Annotated in this window: 12 protein-coding genes, 4 tRNA genes and 1 pseudogene; 7 read left to right on the top strand and 10 right to left on the bottom strand. The window is 42.9% G+C overall.

Features of this window, described 5'->3' with window-relative positions:
- Positions 1-31: 31 nt before the first annotated feature.
- The 3 genes from typA to AACH20_RS01195 all read right to left on the bottom strand — a co-directional run bounded on the left by typA (position 32) and on the right by AACH20_RS01195 (position 2,570).
- Complete coding sequence (gene typA, locus AACH20_RS01205) at positions 32-1,855, bottom strand: translational GTPase TypA (RefSeq protein WP_338504279.1); 1,824 nt, start codon at positions 1,853-1,855, stop codon at positions 32-34.
- Between the two features lie 97 nt (positions 1,856-1,952).
- Positions 1,953-2,474 carry a hypothetical protein gene (locus AACH20_RS01200; protein WP_338503384.1) on the bottom strand — a complete coding sequence of 174 codons (522 nt, stop codon included), beginning with the start codon at positions 2,472-2,474 and terminating at the stop codon, positions 1,953-1,955.
- A 19-nt stretch (positions 2,475-2,493) separates the two neighbouring features.
- A tRNA-Val gene (locus AACH20_RS01195) sits at positions 2,494-2,570 on the bottom strand.
- 307 nt (positions 2,571-2,877) lie between these two features.
- Between AACH20_RS01195 and AACH20_RS01190 the strand changes: the two genes are divergently transcribed.
- The 3 genes from AACH20_RS01190 (at position 2,878) to AACH20_RS01180 (ending at position 5,315) form a co-directional block, all read left to right on the top strand.
- A complete protein-coding gene (locus tag AACH20_RS01190; protein WP_338503382.1) occupies positions 2,878-3,330 on the top strand; it encodes a hypothetical protein in 453 nt (150 codons plus the stop codon).
- A gap of 531 nt (positions 3,331-3,861) precedes the next feature.
- Positions 3,862-5,154, top strand: coding sequence for a hypothetical protein (locus tag AACH20_RS01185; protein WP_338503380.1), 1,293 nt, complete (start codon positions 3,862-3,864; stop codon positions 5,152-5,154).
- Positions 5,155-5,230: 76 nt separating this feature from the next.
- Positions 5,231-5,315: transfer RNA gene (locus AACH20_RS01180), tRNA-Leu, on the top strand.
- A gap of 59 nt (positions 5,316-5,374) precedes the next feature.
- Here the strand turns inward: AACH20_RS01180 and AACH20_RS01175 are convergent.
- From AACH20_RS01175 to AACH20_RS01155, 5 genes and pseudogenes are all read right to left on the bottom strand, one after another.
- Positions 5,375-5,658 (bottom strand): annotated as a pseudogene (locus tag AACH20_RS01175) (IS30 family transposase); the annotation flags it as partial.
- A 102-nt stretch (positions 5,659-5,760) separates the two neighbouring features.
- Complete coding sequence (locus AACH20_RS01170) at positions 5,761-6,051, bottom strand: hypothetical protein (protein WP_338503378.1); 291 nt, start codon at positions 6,049-6,051, stop codon at positions 5,761-5,763.
- 172 nt (positions 6,052-6,223) lie between these two features.
- Positions 6,224-7,102 carry a TIGR02391 family protein gene (locus tag AACH20_RS01165; protein ID WP_243813015.1) on the bottom strand — a complete coding sequence of 293 codons (879 nt, stop codon included), beginning with the start codon at positions 7,100-7,102 and terminating at the stop codon, positions 6,224-6,226.
- Positions 7,103-7,123: 21 nt separating this feature from the next.
- Positions 7,124-8,365, bottom strand: coding sequence for a hypothetical protein (locus AACH20_RS01160; protein WP_338503374.1), 1,242 nt, complete (start codon positions 8,363-8,365; stop codon positions 7,124-7,126).
- A gap of 159 nt (positions 8,366-8,524) precedes the next feature.
- Positions 8,525-8,609: transfer RNA gene (locus AACH20_RS01155), tRNA-Leu, on the bottom strand.
- 84 nt (positions 8,610-8,693) lie between these two features.
- Here AACH20_RS01155 and AACH20_RS01150 point away from each other — a divergent pair.
- Together AACH20_RS01150 and AACH20_RS01145 are read left to right on the top strand one after the other, a co-directional pair.
- Complete coding sequence (locus tag AACH20_RS01150; protein WP_338503372.1) at positions 8,694-10,304, top strand: FAD-binding oxidoreductase; 1,611 nt, start codon at positions 8,694-8,696, stop codon at positions 10,302-10,304.
- 42 nt (positions 10,305-10,346) lie between these two features.
- A tRNA-Leu gene (locus AACH20_RS01145) sits at positions 10,347-10,433 on the top strand.
- A gap of 127 nt (positions 10,434-10,560) precedes the next feature.
- Here the strand turns inward: AACH20_RS01145 and AACH20_RS01140 are convergent.
- The gene (locus tag AACH20_RS01140; protein ID WP_338503370.1) at positions 10,561-10,989 is read right to left on the bottom strand and encodes a hypothetical protein; all 429 of its coding nucleotides are present in this window, start codon (positions 10,987-10,989) and stop codon (positions 10,561-10,563) included.
- A gap of 327 nt (positions 10,990-11,316) precedes the next feature.
- Positions 11,317-11,547 (bottom strand): hypothetical protein, encoded by a 231-nt coding sequence (locus AACH20_RS01135; protein ID WP_338503368.1) that lies wholly within the window; start codon positions 11,545-11,547, stop codon positions 11,317-11,319.
- A 270-nt stretch (positions 11,548-11,817) separates the two neighbouring features.
- On the opposite strand from AACH20_RS01135, the gene AACH20_RS01130 reads away from it, so the two are divergent.
- Entirely contained in the window at positions 11,818-12,342 is a 525-nt protein-coding gene (locus tag AACH20_RS01130) for a TrmH family RNA methyltransferase (RefSeq protein WP_338503366.1), read from the top strand.
- A gap of 139 nt (positions 12,343-12,481) precedes the next feature.
- On the top strand, positions 12,482-13,816 hold the full coding sequence (gene hisS / locus AACH20_RS01125) for a histidine--tRNA ligase (RefSeq protein ID WP_338503364.1): 1,335 nt from the start codon (positions 12,482-12,484) through the stop codon (positions 13,814-13,816).
- Positions 13,817-13,831: the final 15 nt, after the last annotated feature.

Here is a 13,831-nt window from a genome sequence, read left to right as displayed (position 1 = left end):
TACGGGGCGGTTATTTTTGTGGTTAACGCAATTATTGTTTTGCGGCGCGTTTTCGTTCATTTGCGTCCAGATATCGCTTGCGAAGTCGTAATGATTTTGGCGTAACTTCCAAAAGCTCGTCATCTTCGATAAAGTCGATACATTGCTCCAAGCTAAATTGCGTAAATGGCGTCAATTGCACAGTTCCATCCGACGATTTGGAGCGCATGTTAGTCAAATGCTTGGCTTTACAAACGTTGATTTCGATATCTTCTTGGCGATTGTAAATCCCGACAATCATTCCGGCGTAAACTTCTGTTCCTGGTCCGACTAATAATTCGCCACGGGCTTCGGCTGCTTGCAAAGCGTAAGGTGTTGTTGTGCCAGCTTCAAATGCAATCAAAACTCCATTGCGGGTTTTTGGCAGTTTTCCGCCAATCGGTTGATATCCGTGAGGCAGGGAGTTCATAATCACCGTACCTCTAGTGGCGGTCAATAAAATGTTGCGCAGACCAATCAGAGCTCTCGTTGGCAAAATGTAAGTCAAACGAACAGCGCCAACGGTGGTCGTTTCCTGGGATTTCATTTCAGCGTGTCGCGCGCCAAGCTCTTGGCTGATCGCGCCGATAAATTCGCTTCCAACTTCAATTTGCAATTCTTCAATCGGTTCTTTTTCGACGCCGTCCTCGGTAATTGTAACGACTTGCGGTCGTCCAACCTCAAACTCAAAGCCTTCACGTCGCATAGTTTCAATCAAAACACTTAGGTGCAATTCACCGCGTCCAGAAATCGTAAAGCCAATTCCGTTTTCCTCAACACGTAGCGCCACGTTAGTTTCAAGCTCTCGCTTCAATCGGTCGCCAATTTGCCTGGATGTTGTAAACTCGCCTTCGCGCCCTTTCATTGGACTGGTGTTTGGTCCGAGGTACATACTCAGAGTTGGCGCTTCAATGTCGATTGTCGGTAGCGCTTCAGGCTGTTCTTTGTCGGCAATCGTATCGCCAATATGCGCGTCAGCCACGCCAACCAGCGCCACAATGTCGCCAGCAAAAGCTTCGTCAAGCTCTTCGCGATTCAAGCCGCGATAGCCAAAAACTTTCTCAATTCGCGCCGAGCCCGCGACTTCGCCATTTTTCATCAAACTGACTTGCAAGCCACGCTTAACAGATCCGCGAGCAATTCGCCCAATCGCGTATTTCCCCTGGAATGTGTCATATTGTAAGCTGGTAACAAGTAATTGAAACGCGCCATCTTCCGTCACGTCTGGCGCTGGAATATCGTTAATAATCGCGTCAAAAATTGGCGTCAAATCCGCGTCTTCGTCGGTGTTTGTAGGAATTTCTTTCCATGATTTTCCGTCGCGTCCGATTGCGTAATAAATTGGATATTGCAATTGAGAATCGTCGGTCGCTAGCTCCAAAAACAGATCGCTCAACTCATCTTCAACTTCGGCAATTCGTCTGGCTGGCTTGTCAATCTTATTGATAATCACAACAGGCTTCAGCCCCAGCTCAAGTGCCTTCGCCAATACGAATTTGGTCTGAGGCATCGGACCTTCCTGTGCGTCCACGATCAACAGAACGCCGTCAGCCATATTCAAGGTTCGCTCAACTTCGCCAGAGAAATCGGCGTGTCCTGGCGTATCGATGATGTTTATTTTATAGTCGCCGTAAAAAATTGACGTTTGTTTGGCGGTGATGGTGATGCCGCGCTCGTGTTCTTGATCGCCGGAATCCATAATCAATTCCTGGCTCATCTCGGCTTGGTTGTCGCGGAATGTTCGCGACTGCTTTAATAGCCCGTCAACCATGGTTGTTTTGCCGTGGTCGACGTGGGCAATAATGGCAATGTTTCGAATCTTGCTAGCGTCCTTCATAAAAATATGGTCTGATATTAACACAGACCTTCCTCTTAATATAAAATTTTACCACGATAAGGGGAAAATAAAAAGAGTGAAAGTTGTGTTTAATACTTTAATATACTGTAATTTGCTGTTCGTCAAGTTGGTCTTTTGGGAAATTTATCAGCCGAGTTTTACCGTCGGCTCTATGTAAAATATCTAGATCAGCCATTACTATACCGAGAGCTTGAGTCGCCAATTTAACTTGCGTCGAGTCTACTCTTAATTCTTGATGAGCTAATCTCTTCGCTTTTTTATTCTTCGTACAAGCTATTAGTAGTTCGGGGTAGTCTGGCATGCTGTCTAACCGGGGTATATATATTCCGTAAGCAGGTTCTGTTCGGGCGAAGTAATTTACGATCTTGCCTTGTTGATTTTTTACTCCCCAATGTTCACGTTCTGCTACTAAAGCTTCATTCCTTGTAAGATAATCGTAATATACATCTGTATGATGGTTCTCGGGAGATACTATTATGTGCCCAGTCGGCTTCCCGTTTGTAGATAATTCTCGCGAGAATATAACCAATCCAGAAGGATGAGGTTCAGTCGCCATATCTATGTCAAGATGAGTTGACGTAACGTAAAAAGATTCCATATTTATACCTAACGTGAAATGGTGGGAAATACAGGGCTCGAACCTGTGACCTCACGAATGTGAATCGTGCGCTCTAGCCAACTGAGCTAATTTCCCGTAATTACATCTGTCGTTTTATTTAACGAACTCGTGATGTGAGCTAATTATAGTTCAGGTTTCAAGTCCTGACAAGATATGCCGAGTATATTCTAATTGACTTTTTGCACGAGTATGGTATAAATGAAAGTAGCTTTCGTTGACAAGTTGAGTAAATCCTTGTCCGAAAGTGAACTTTGACAGGCAATCGAATACAAGATGAGGTTTTATTTCTTTTTTAAGAATCGTTGAGAGAGATGAAATCTCATCTTGTACTGAAGAATAGTACATATCACGTTCCCGTGAGGATGAGAAGAAAGATGGAACAATGAGTATCCTCAGACGCATTTTTGGAAAGTCTGACTCTGAGCTTATTTACGGGTCGAGCGAGAATCCTCGTCCATTCCGGCATGTAGAAGCAGCAGAGGACGAGTTGCGCGCCACCATGGCACGTTTTCGGGAGCTGAAAGGTTACCTTCGCCCCTGCGTTAAGCAGGCGGAAAAAGAGGCTCTTGAGGCCGAAGTCCGCGCTGACTACTACGAGAAGGTATTCAGCGAATCCCTCCTTGGGATCGTGAAAAATGGCGGAAACTACTGGAAGGACAGGAGTTCTTATCCGGAGACGTCAGAACTCTGGAGCAAGTGTAGAAACGCCGCGAAAGAGAAGACGGAGACTTTGAGGGATCTGCGCGATTGGGCGCAGATATTCCGTATGGTATACGGGTACAAATACAAGTCTGAAGTGTATAAGGACGAGTATCTCTATCCGTACGTGGGATGATGATTTAAAACGTCCATGCATCTCGCCGTGACCATGAGAAAGGGTTGATAAGTGTCCGTTCTACTTACGGTTGCCTGTCAACCCCTTCTTTGAAATGTGAATTTATGATATTAAAAATCACCCTAACTATGGGTGATTTTCTTATGGTAAAAAATTCAATTCTTGGTGCGGATGAAAGGACTTGAACCTTCACGCCGTGAGGCACATGCTCCTAAGACTAGATGATTAAGCTTTCTTTTCACTTAGCGGAGGAACTACGCACACCGCCGACAAAAGGCTTACAACAGGCAAATAATGGGCAATAAAGGCAAAAATGATATAAGAGTTCTAGCTCGTTGTTTTTTGTTTGTTATTGTACGGGGCGCAAGGAGTCAATTCTGGAGTCTGGGGCGGAGTTTAATTAGCCAAATTGAATAAGTAAAGTTCTCTACTCTTAGAGGTGGTCAATTTTAAAAACAAGGGTGATATAATGGTACTTAAAGTTTTTAATAAGGGGTAGCGAATCAACTAAGCAAAAAGGAATAATGCCTCATGAGTAAATGGGAAGATCGTATACAGAATAGTGCCACATACACTGCAGCCAAGAAACTATTAACCAGATTTGATGAGGTAGATCTTGGTAATGTATCTCTTGAAGCAATCGATGATATTAATCGGGCAAAACTAGTCATTGAACTTTTAATAGATAGACTTAATAATACAGACGACCGCTTAATATCAATATCAAATCTTGACAATATCAACAACTATCTTTCAGGTGTAAGCTCGTGCTTTGATAACTGGCAAAACTATCGTAATGATGCGTATCTAGATATTTCTTATATGAATGGATATATCGATAATATATTGTCATACATCCCTTCATTAACACCCGCTATGGACATAAAAGAAACTCGCAAAGCTATTGCGGGATTGAATAGGTCAGTCGGTCAATATAAGCGTGTAGCAGCAAAAGAGATTAATAGCATATCCGCTAAAGGAGCCGCCTCAGAAAAGACCATTGACGAAAAAGTTACTGAAGCTAAGAACGAGTTTGAAACACTTGGTGCAAAAGTGGCTGAACTTAATAAAGATTTAAAAGACATAAAAGATTCGTCAAATAAAATCTCTGCTGAGCAGCAATTATCATTTACAAAATCTGAAAATGTACGCAATGAGATGGTTAATAAATTTATTGAAGAGCAGAAACGTACAATTGAAGAGACATTTAGCAAAAAGAGTAATGAAGCCGATCGCATTACGGATGACATAGATAAAAAGCTAAACGCTACTGAGGCGAAGGCAGAAGATAGTCTTGCTAGAATAGATGAATTATTGAATATGGCTGGAGATAAAACACTAATCCACGATTATTCTAGTAGTGCTAAGGAAGATAAAATAGTTGCTTATATATGGAGTGTAGTAACAGCAATTTTACTGCTTGCAATGTTAGGATTTTCTTGCTGGGTAGTTTATGAAGTTATTAATACTAAGGCCGTGTCATGGCAACCCTTAGTAGCTCGAGCATTTGTTATGCTATTTGCTGGAGGTGTAGCAGGATATACAGCCACTCAATCAAGCGAGCACCGCAAAGCACAGCGAGCTAACCAACGAACAGCTCATCAACTTAAAGCACTAAAGCCTTATCTGCTAAGTATTGAAGGTGATGTAAAACTAAGAAATGAAATTATCAAAACAGTTGCATACCGAATATTCAATAATGAAGAGAATAATCAAGTCAAAAAATCAAAAGGATTATTTAAAAGCAAAGAGGAGGCTCCTATTATGAGTTCGCAATTGATTGAGTTGTTATTAGATTTAGCAAAGAAAATTCCTGTTAAATAAAAATATTAAAAATGTGGTAATTTATTTTATCTACCGATATACTTACTTACAGAAATATTTCACAATATCAAACTATGCGGATGTGATGGAATTGGTAGACACGCATGTCTTAGGAACATGTGCCTCACGGCGTGAAGGTTCAAGTTCTTTCATCCACACCAAGCATATAAGAGTTACGGATCCCTAAAGACTCTCTTTATTTTATGTTGAATTGCAATAATTATTGCGACACCTCTCCTAACAAATTTAATTCGTGCATGAAACGTTCAAATGGCGTATCAAACTCTAGGCATTTTCTCGGTCTGGAGTTTTTTTATATATAACATCTACTAGTTCTTTATTTTTGATTTTAGCTAAATCAGTTTTCTTTGGAAAGAATTCTCTAAGTAGGCCATTACTATTTTTCGCTAGTCCCTCTTTGCCAAGCGCTATATGGATCTGCGAAATAAAAGTCTACGTTTAATTCATTTTTACTTTTTCATAACAAGCAAATTCCTTACCTCTATATTATTTCCATCGTTTAGGGTAAGATAACTATGACTCATATTAACCTCCGTGTGTGTTTTTGTTGTTATTAACATTTTACACGAAGTTAGTATGAGTTTTTTACTTGCTAGAGGTGCCGCATTTAATTTTACAATCTATCATATACTTTGAGGCGCATTGCGCTTCGGCACTTACGGTCTTATTACCACTCAAGGCTGATAGACCTCCAGATGCTATGCGAGCAAATAGTGGCGCCCCGGTTGTGCCAGTTAGCTCGGCTACTGATTTCTTACTGAGTTCCTGTGCTGGTGTGCCAAAGGACATTATGTGCAGGTTTTCTATGCTAGTAAATAGCCACGGACTGAAGTCCATAATCTCGATATCGTTTGGATGTTTTTTTGAGTCAGACATTCTTCGGTTATTTTATCCACGGATGTTTTGCCACTATCTCAAGCACCATATAACCCGACCGTGAATGACTCAGAGTTTGGTACTTTGACGAGCACTTCAGCTAGACCTTTAGCAAAATCAGTGCGATCAGCCTATCTTCTTTGACTGTCGTTACTGGCTCATCGGGGTTTTATCAGACCTTGTCATCTTGTTCTGTCTCATTGCGAGTAATCAAATCATAGGCCAAACTAGAAAGCGATATGTAGTGAATAGCCAGGTTACGCTCAAGAGCTGCTGCCGGTGTGTGCGCTTTTTCATTGCGTAAAAATTGTATGGTCAGGTTCAGGTAACCGACACCGCGGAAGAAATCTTTTTCGGCATGGGTTGTGCCGTCCGATTTGCCAAACAGTTGCATGTAGTATTTTCTGTTCTCGGCATTCATACTGAACACTTCGGTGGCTTTTTCGTTGCCAGTTATCTCTTGCAGTTTGCTGCGTACCAATTTGTATGCTTCGTCCACCGCATGGAAGTAGTCCTCGTTGATTAAGTACTGTTTGATGTGGTCGTAAACATTTTTGTTGATCTGTAGCGATATAAAGTCGTTGTCTATAATTGCGAGCGGTGTTTCATCTATCTGTGTGGCGGGCGTGATATTTCTAGCACCCAGTATGTCGCGGCCTGATACTTTTGACTTGGCATACAACTCTACGCCATCAAGTGCCAAGTTTTTGTTGATGGTCGCCAAGACTCTTTTGGTGTTCCAATTTATATCTCTAACTTCCGGATGGAAGAACTCGGCCAGGAATTTCAGGAACTTGGCGTCTTCTGTTTCCAGCAGGTCAAACTTATCAATGTACCAGTTGTCATCCCAATCATCGTTATTCACGCGGTGCTGCCACAGGTCGCTCTTCATGTCAGGGTAACGGCTGTCGGTAGATGGTAGTTTTTCTAGGTTGAATATGCGCTCCCAGAACTCTACTTCGTTTAATCTGCCATAAAAGTCGATGGCCATGTAAGTGTCCAGAACTTCTAGGATGGCATACCTGGTTATCTTCGTGATTTTATTGGTCATCTGTACATCCTCCGTGGCGCATCATGACTTTGTCTCATATACATCAAACAGCATGACGTGAACTTCAACTTGTCGGCCGTTATCGTCAGGTTTGGTCATAACAAAGCGCCACTCACCATCGCGCTGCTTGATTGTGCGCACGTAGTCGCTTCGTTCAGTAAATATGAGTTCGACTTTACTTTGTATATCAGAGAAGTTAGCGTTGTCTTTATTGAATATAACGAGTGCGGTTTTGGCGTCGCGCCAAGTCAAATAACCCAAAAGCTGGTCTATGCCTCTGTCTATATATTTCTGACCTTTCCATAGCTTACATTCAGCAACAAAAGTCGCTTTATTGTTGAAGGGTATTGAGATGTCTGTTTTGCCGCTCTTGTGGAATAGCTCGCCGCCGACCGCGCCACTCTTTATGCTCGCAGACAAGCCGACCAGCAACATATCCCGGAGCGCTTCTTCGTCCTTTGATTCTGACGCTCGGTTGGTTTCCATAGATGCACCCATGCTTCGTATGGTTTCAAGTATCGTTTCGTAATCTTTGCTTGATATTGTTCCACCAGGTTCATCTTTTTTGGTTGAGAGTGGAGTCAGCTTTTGCACTGAAATCCTAACTTGACTTAATGGGCTAGGATTGTTTGATTTTTCAAGTGGTATATTCAGCGCAGTCTTTATCGAGTCGAGTTTGTTTATCTGCTCAAAACGTTTGGCGACTGCTTCGGTTACCACGCCTTTAACACGCTCTTCAAACCCAGATAAGTCGCTGTTTATATAATCTATGTTTTGTTGTATTGATGCTATCTTTCCGTCTAATGCATCCTTTATCCGCTCCGCAGTGGTGTTTGATTCAGTAAACTCCAACGCAAAAGTCAATTCGTTGCCAGTAATCACGGCATCATCATACGTCATTCGTATTCTAGTAGGAGTGACTTTGAATAGGTCTGCGGAACCAGTGAACGGTATCGTAATAACGACCTTATAGCCGGGCACGCTGATTGGACTATTGTCAAATGCTTGTACATACATATTGTTGCCGGTGACATCTACCTTGGTCTCTACTATGTCCTGAGTTTTGTTGTCCGCCAACAGCACCAGCGGGGCTAAGTTATAGCCAGACACGATGTGATCAACTATTCGCTCCTGACTGTTTGCTTCAAAAACACTCTTTTCAATATTACTGGCTTTTTGACGAGCGTCGACAATAATACTCTCTGACCATTCGTGCCATCCGATTGCGTAAAATAGATAGTTCTTTGATCGACCATAATGCATACTACTTAAATTATATAATAAACCCAGCAAATCTGATTACTCAGATTTGCGACTTTGTATTAAACTAAGTTCTAGCGTGGGCGTAAAATCTCACCATTTTAGAGTAAAAATTCAAAAAAATCGCCCATTCGGGCGACAATTGGGTTTTTTACTCTAAAATGGTGCGGATGAAAGGACTTGAACCTTCACGCCGTGAGGCACATGCTCCTAAGGCATGCGTGTCTACCAATTCCACCACATCCGCATAACCCGATTATATCAAAACAAATTCTACTTATCAACTGTCCGCGCTTATGTTAAAATTGAAGTAACATGCTAAGGAGGATTAATGAATAAAGTTGCGAAATATTTGAATGAGCATCTTAGCGGCGAAGTTGCGTCGCAGGATTTTGCATTGAGTCAAGTTGAAGTTGATAACGGACTTTTGGCGCGCCGACCAGAAATGATTGTTCGTGCGGCTAATATGAACGACATCAGGAAAGTGATGCGATTTTGTTCTCAATTGGCAGAGAAAGGTCATGTTTTACCTGTATTTGTTAGGGGTAATGGCACCGATGAGACTGGCGCAGCGACGAATAAAGGCATTGCAATTGATGAAAAAACGTATATGAATCGTGTGGTTGGTATTGATCCTCGCCAGCAACTGATTCATGCTCAAGCGGGAATTTCTCTTTCAGCAATCAACGCAACTTTGTCTACTCATAAAGGCTTAGGTTTGCCACGAACTTCATACGTAGCGGAAGATGGTACGCTTGGTGGCGCAATTAACACAGCTCCGTCTGGAATGTTATCTGGCGCGCATGGTCGTTTTACTGACACTATTCAGCAACTTGAAATTGTTTTAAGTAATGGCGACGTGATTCAGACTGGGCGTATATCTCGACGCGAATTGAGTAAGAAAAAAGGCTTATCGACGTTTGAGGGCGAGATTTATCGAGAGATTGACAATTTAATCTCAGATAACACCGAGCTGATTTCGCAAATGGATCCAGCTTTGCCAGATACGGTTGGCTACAGCGGAATTTTTCGGGTGAAGCAAAAAGACGGGTCGTTCGATTTGACGCCGCTGTTTATTGGTAGTCAGGGAAGTCTGGGTGTGATTTGCGAAGTTATTATGAAGGCGCAATTTATTCGTCCAGAATATTCAGTTGTTGCCGCATCATATAAAAAGTTGTCAGACGCGCAATCAGCCGTGGAATTGGCGATGAAAAGCAAAGCTTCTTCCGTTGAACTGATTGATGGGCGATTCTTCCGTCAGGCTGCGGTCGTCGGTAAAGTGGTTGAGTGGGCGCCGAAAGAATGCTTTAAGGGTGCGGTGGTCTTGGCTATCTTTGACGACTTTTCTGACAGAGCGCGCAATAAAGCCGCGAAGAAATTGACTAGAAAATTGGAATCATCAGAAGCGGTTGACATAAAAACTCTACATTTGGAAGAGCAGGATTTGTTCAGCTTGCATTCTGTTTTGGCTTTGGCGGAAACTCCAAGCGAGCCGCATATGATTACGCCACGCGTTTTCTCTGGGATTTTAATGGCGCCAGAAAAGATTGACAGTTTCCTTAGCGAGTTGAAGTCACTGGAATCTAAGTATGGCGTAGATTTGCCAGTTTTCGTTGACTTTTCAAGCGATTATATTTCTCTGCATCCGACGTTTGATAGTAAAAAGGTGAGTGAACGCCAGAAGGTTCTTCAGTTGTTGGTGGAAATTTCTCAGATTGTTAATAAGTACGAAGGTTCTTTTGCGGGCTTTGGTGGTGACGGAAGATTGAAGGCTAACTTTATCTATAAAAATCTGCCAGATGATGAAAAGCAATTATATGCAAAGGTGAAGCAAATCTTTGATCCAGCTGGAATTTTTAACCCAGGAATCAAAGCGGAGGCTCAACCAAAGGAACTGGCGGCGGAATTAAACGCATGGTGTAAGCTTCGTAATCAAGCTTGATACTGGGTGGGAATTGGGCTATAATTGACGCGTAGCCCACATGCGGATGTGGCGGAATTGGTAGACGCGCTAGCTTCAGGTGCTAGTGTACGCAAGTACGTGAAGGTTCAAGTCCTTTCATCCGCACCAATATTTGACATTTTTTCATCATAAGAAAATCACCCATGCTCAGGGTGATTTTTAATGTTGTAAATTCAGAGTCTACATGACAGGCAATCGTAAAAGAACAATCACCTGTCATGTAGACTATATACTGTCAGTCAATCCAGGGATCACTGAGTACAGCTTCGTCGCGGCTTTGCATGGATTCTCCTGCGTACATCAAGCACAGAAGAGTATCATCGATCTCGTTCAAGATATTCTTGAACTGCTTGTCATCTTCGTACGTCATGGCGACGTGCTTGTCAACGAAGATTTTCAGCTCCTCTAGGGCTGAAGCGACGCGTACAGCATCGTTGTAGATGTTGACACCCACAACGATGGCTGGAGATTGCGCGAGACACATGTTCGCATAGACCTGGAGGTCTTGTACTCGTTGACACGTGTCGCGAATCATTTGGACGAATCGCCTTACTTGAAGGACGGGGATATACTCGTCCTTGCAGATGATCTCCATGGCGGTGTGCCATTTCGAACTCAGGTCTTTCGTCGTAGCGGAAAGATCGTCAGAGACATCGATAAACATTGTGCTATCTTCCTGTTTTCTCATCCGCAGGATTGCGACGTATTGTTCTTTACAATACAAGATGAGATCTTATCTCTCTTATGGCGGTTTTAAAAAAGAAATAAAAACTCATCTTGTGTTCGATTGCCTGTCAAAGTTCACTTTCGGACAAGGAATTACTCAACTCATCAACGAAAGCTGATATTATATATACCACACTTGTGTAAAAAAGTCAATAGAATATATAAAAATAGCCTCAAATGAGACTATTCTAAAATTATTTCAGGGGATATATGACAAGCAGCCATAAAAAAGAATGTGGATCAACTCATCATATATCCCGCGTTGTTAATCTTCTGTCTCTGTGTAGTCCAGAAGACTTTGTGCTACTTGCGCCAGCGCAGTGGCTTCTTCGCTTAGCTGGACGAGAAGTTTCCTAACTTCTACATCAGTGGCGATCGTGTGTGATATCAGACCTTCTTTCGGGATATAGTCGAGGGTTAATTTCTTCCCCTCGACAGACGCGGTTGCTCGACGAAGAAAATTCTCCAGTGCCGTCGTATTGGTCTTTTTATTCACGACCCTTTACCTTTCTGGTGTTTTCTCGCCCTCAGTGTGATATACGTGCATTCTTTATGCACAAGACGAGATTTTATCTCTTTAAAGCTCTTAGAAGAAATAAAACCTCATCTCGTGTTTTGGCTGCTTGTCAATGAACGTTTTCGGATGAGGAGTAATCTCAACTCATTAACGAAAACCAATATTACTTATACCATTCTATGGTGATTAAGTCAATAGAAGGCTCTCGACTTTTGTTATTCGCTTAGGAACTTTGATAAAATAACAGAGATGGAAGATAAAAGAAATGTCATTGATAAGTTTAAGGGTCGGAGCGAATCGGAAATTATAAATGAGTTGGATTCTGAAGATCACGGTTTGGTGATTGCGCTGGAAAATACCGAGCGAGATTTTAATATGGGGACAATTGTCAGGAGCGCTAATGCGTTTGGCGTGCGGCAGATTTATGTGATTGGGCGCAGGCAATGGAATAAGCGCGGTGCGATGATGACGGATAAATATCTTCACATTACATATTTGGCGACGACGGAAGAGTTTGTTGAAAAAATGCGTAATGAAGGCAGGGAAATTATTGCTATTGATAATATTTCGGGCAGCGTTAATATGTCGCAGACGAGGTTACCGAAGTGTGCGGTTTTGGTATTTGGGCAAGAAGGGCCTGGGATTTCTGCAGAGCTGGCCGGTGCTGCGGATCAGATTGTGGCGATTGAGCAATTCGGCTCGACTCGCTCTATAAATGTTGGTGCGGCAGCGACTGTGGCGATGTATTGTTGGTTGCAACAGAATGTGCTATAATAGTACCATGATTTTACCTAAATTCCATCATTCACACGTGTTGCCGAGGTAGGACTCTGATTTTTGATTGTACGCGCCGAGTTCTGCCTCGGCGTTTTTGATTGCTATAAATAAGAAATAATGACATAATGGAGCTAACATGAGCAGTTTATCTACACAAAGTTACAAAGGTTCGCGAGACTATTTTCCAGAGGAAAAGCGTCTGCAGAATTACATTTTTAATGTTTGGCACAAGACGGTTGAGAGTTTTGGCTATGAAGAATACGGCGCGCCGCTACTGGAGCCGCTAGATATTTATCTGGCGAAGTCGGGTCAGGAATTGGCGGGCGAGCAAACATACGCTTTTGAAGATCGTGGCGGTCGAATGGTGGCAATTCGTCCTGAGATGACGCCGTCGATTTCTCGAATGGTGGCGGCTAAGCGTCAGGAATTGGCGATGCCTGCGCGGTTGTATTCAATTGCTAATTTTATGCGCTATGAACGGCCGCAACGTGGGCGTGAGCGTGAGTTTTGGCAATTGAATGCGGATTTGTTTGGCGTGGACGGCGCGGCGGCGGACGCGGAGATTATTGAGTTGAGCCACGCTAGCGTGATGAATTTTGGCGCCAAGCAGGAAATGTTTACGGTCAGGGTTAATAATCGCCAATTGATCAATCGTTTGATGAGCCAATTTTTGAAGCTTGATATTGTTGGTTCGACGATGATGATGAAGCTGCTTGATAGGAAAAATAAGATTACTGCCGAAGAATTTAAGCGTCAGGCGATTGAGATTTTTGGAAGTCAAGCGGCTGAAGGTCTGCCTAAGTTGGCTAAGATGATCAGCATGAAATCTGTTGATGATTTGCCGAGCGAATTGATGGAAGATGAAAGCGTCAAGCAGCTTCGCGAAGTGATGAAATTGCTTAGCCAAAAAGGCATTACGAATGCAGTGTTTGATGTTACTCTGATGCGCGGACTGGACTATTACACGGGCATGGTTTTTGAGCTTTTTGATAATTCGCCAGAGAATAACCGAGCGTTGTTTGGTGGAGGACGATATGACGGATTGGTCGGGCTATTTGGCGTTGAACCGATTGCTACGGTCGGCGTTGGCATGGGTGCGACGACAATGCAACAGTTCCTGGAAGTTCACAATTTGTTGCCTAAATTGGCATCTAAAACAGATGTATATATAATTCCGGTGTCAAAAGAATCTATGGCTGGCGCGGACGATTTGGCGCGAAAATTGCGCAGCGAAGGCGTGCGAGCAGAGCTGGATATCACCGGTAGAAAGATTGACAAGCAGATAAAAGCGGCGTTGAAAAAGCAAATTCCGTTTGCGGTGTTCGTGGGCGAGGATGAAATTGCTAGCGGCACATACACGGTTCGAAACTTGGTGGAATCTGATGAGCAGAAGGTTAGCGCTGAACGAATCGTGACAATTGTCAAAGATCGTCGATACGATGGCGATGAAGACGCTCTGTTTGAGATATAGTCTGATATCTGTTAT

Origin of the sequence: Candidatus Minimicrobia sp. QA0096 (assembly GCF_963967315.1) — a bacterium.
GTDB lineage: Bacteria > Patescibacteriota > Saccharimonadia > Saccharimonadales > Saccharimonadaceae > Nanosynbacter.
The sequence above is the reverse complement of the archived record's forward strand: the minus strand, read 5'-3'. Positions and strand labels throughout refer to the sequence as shown.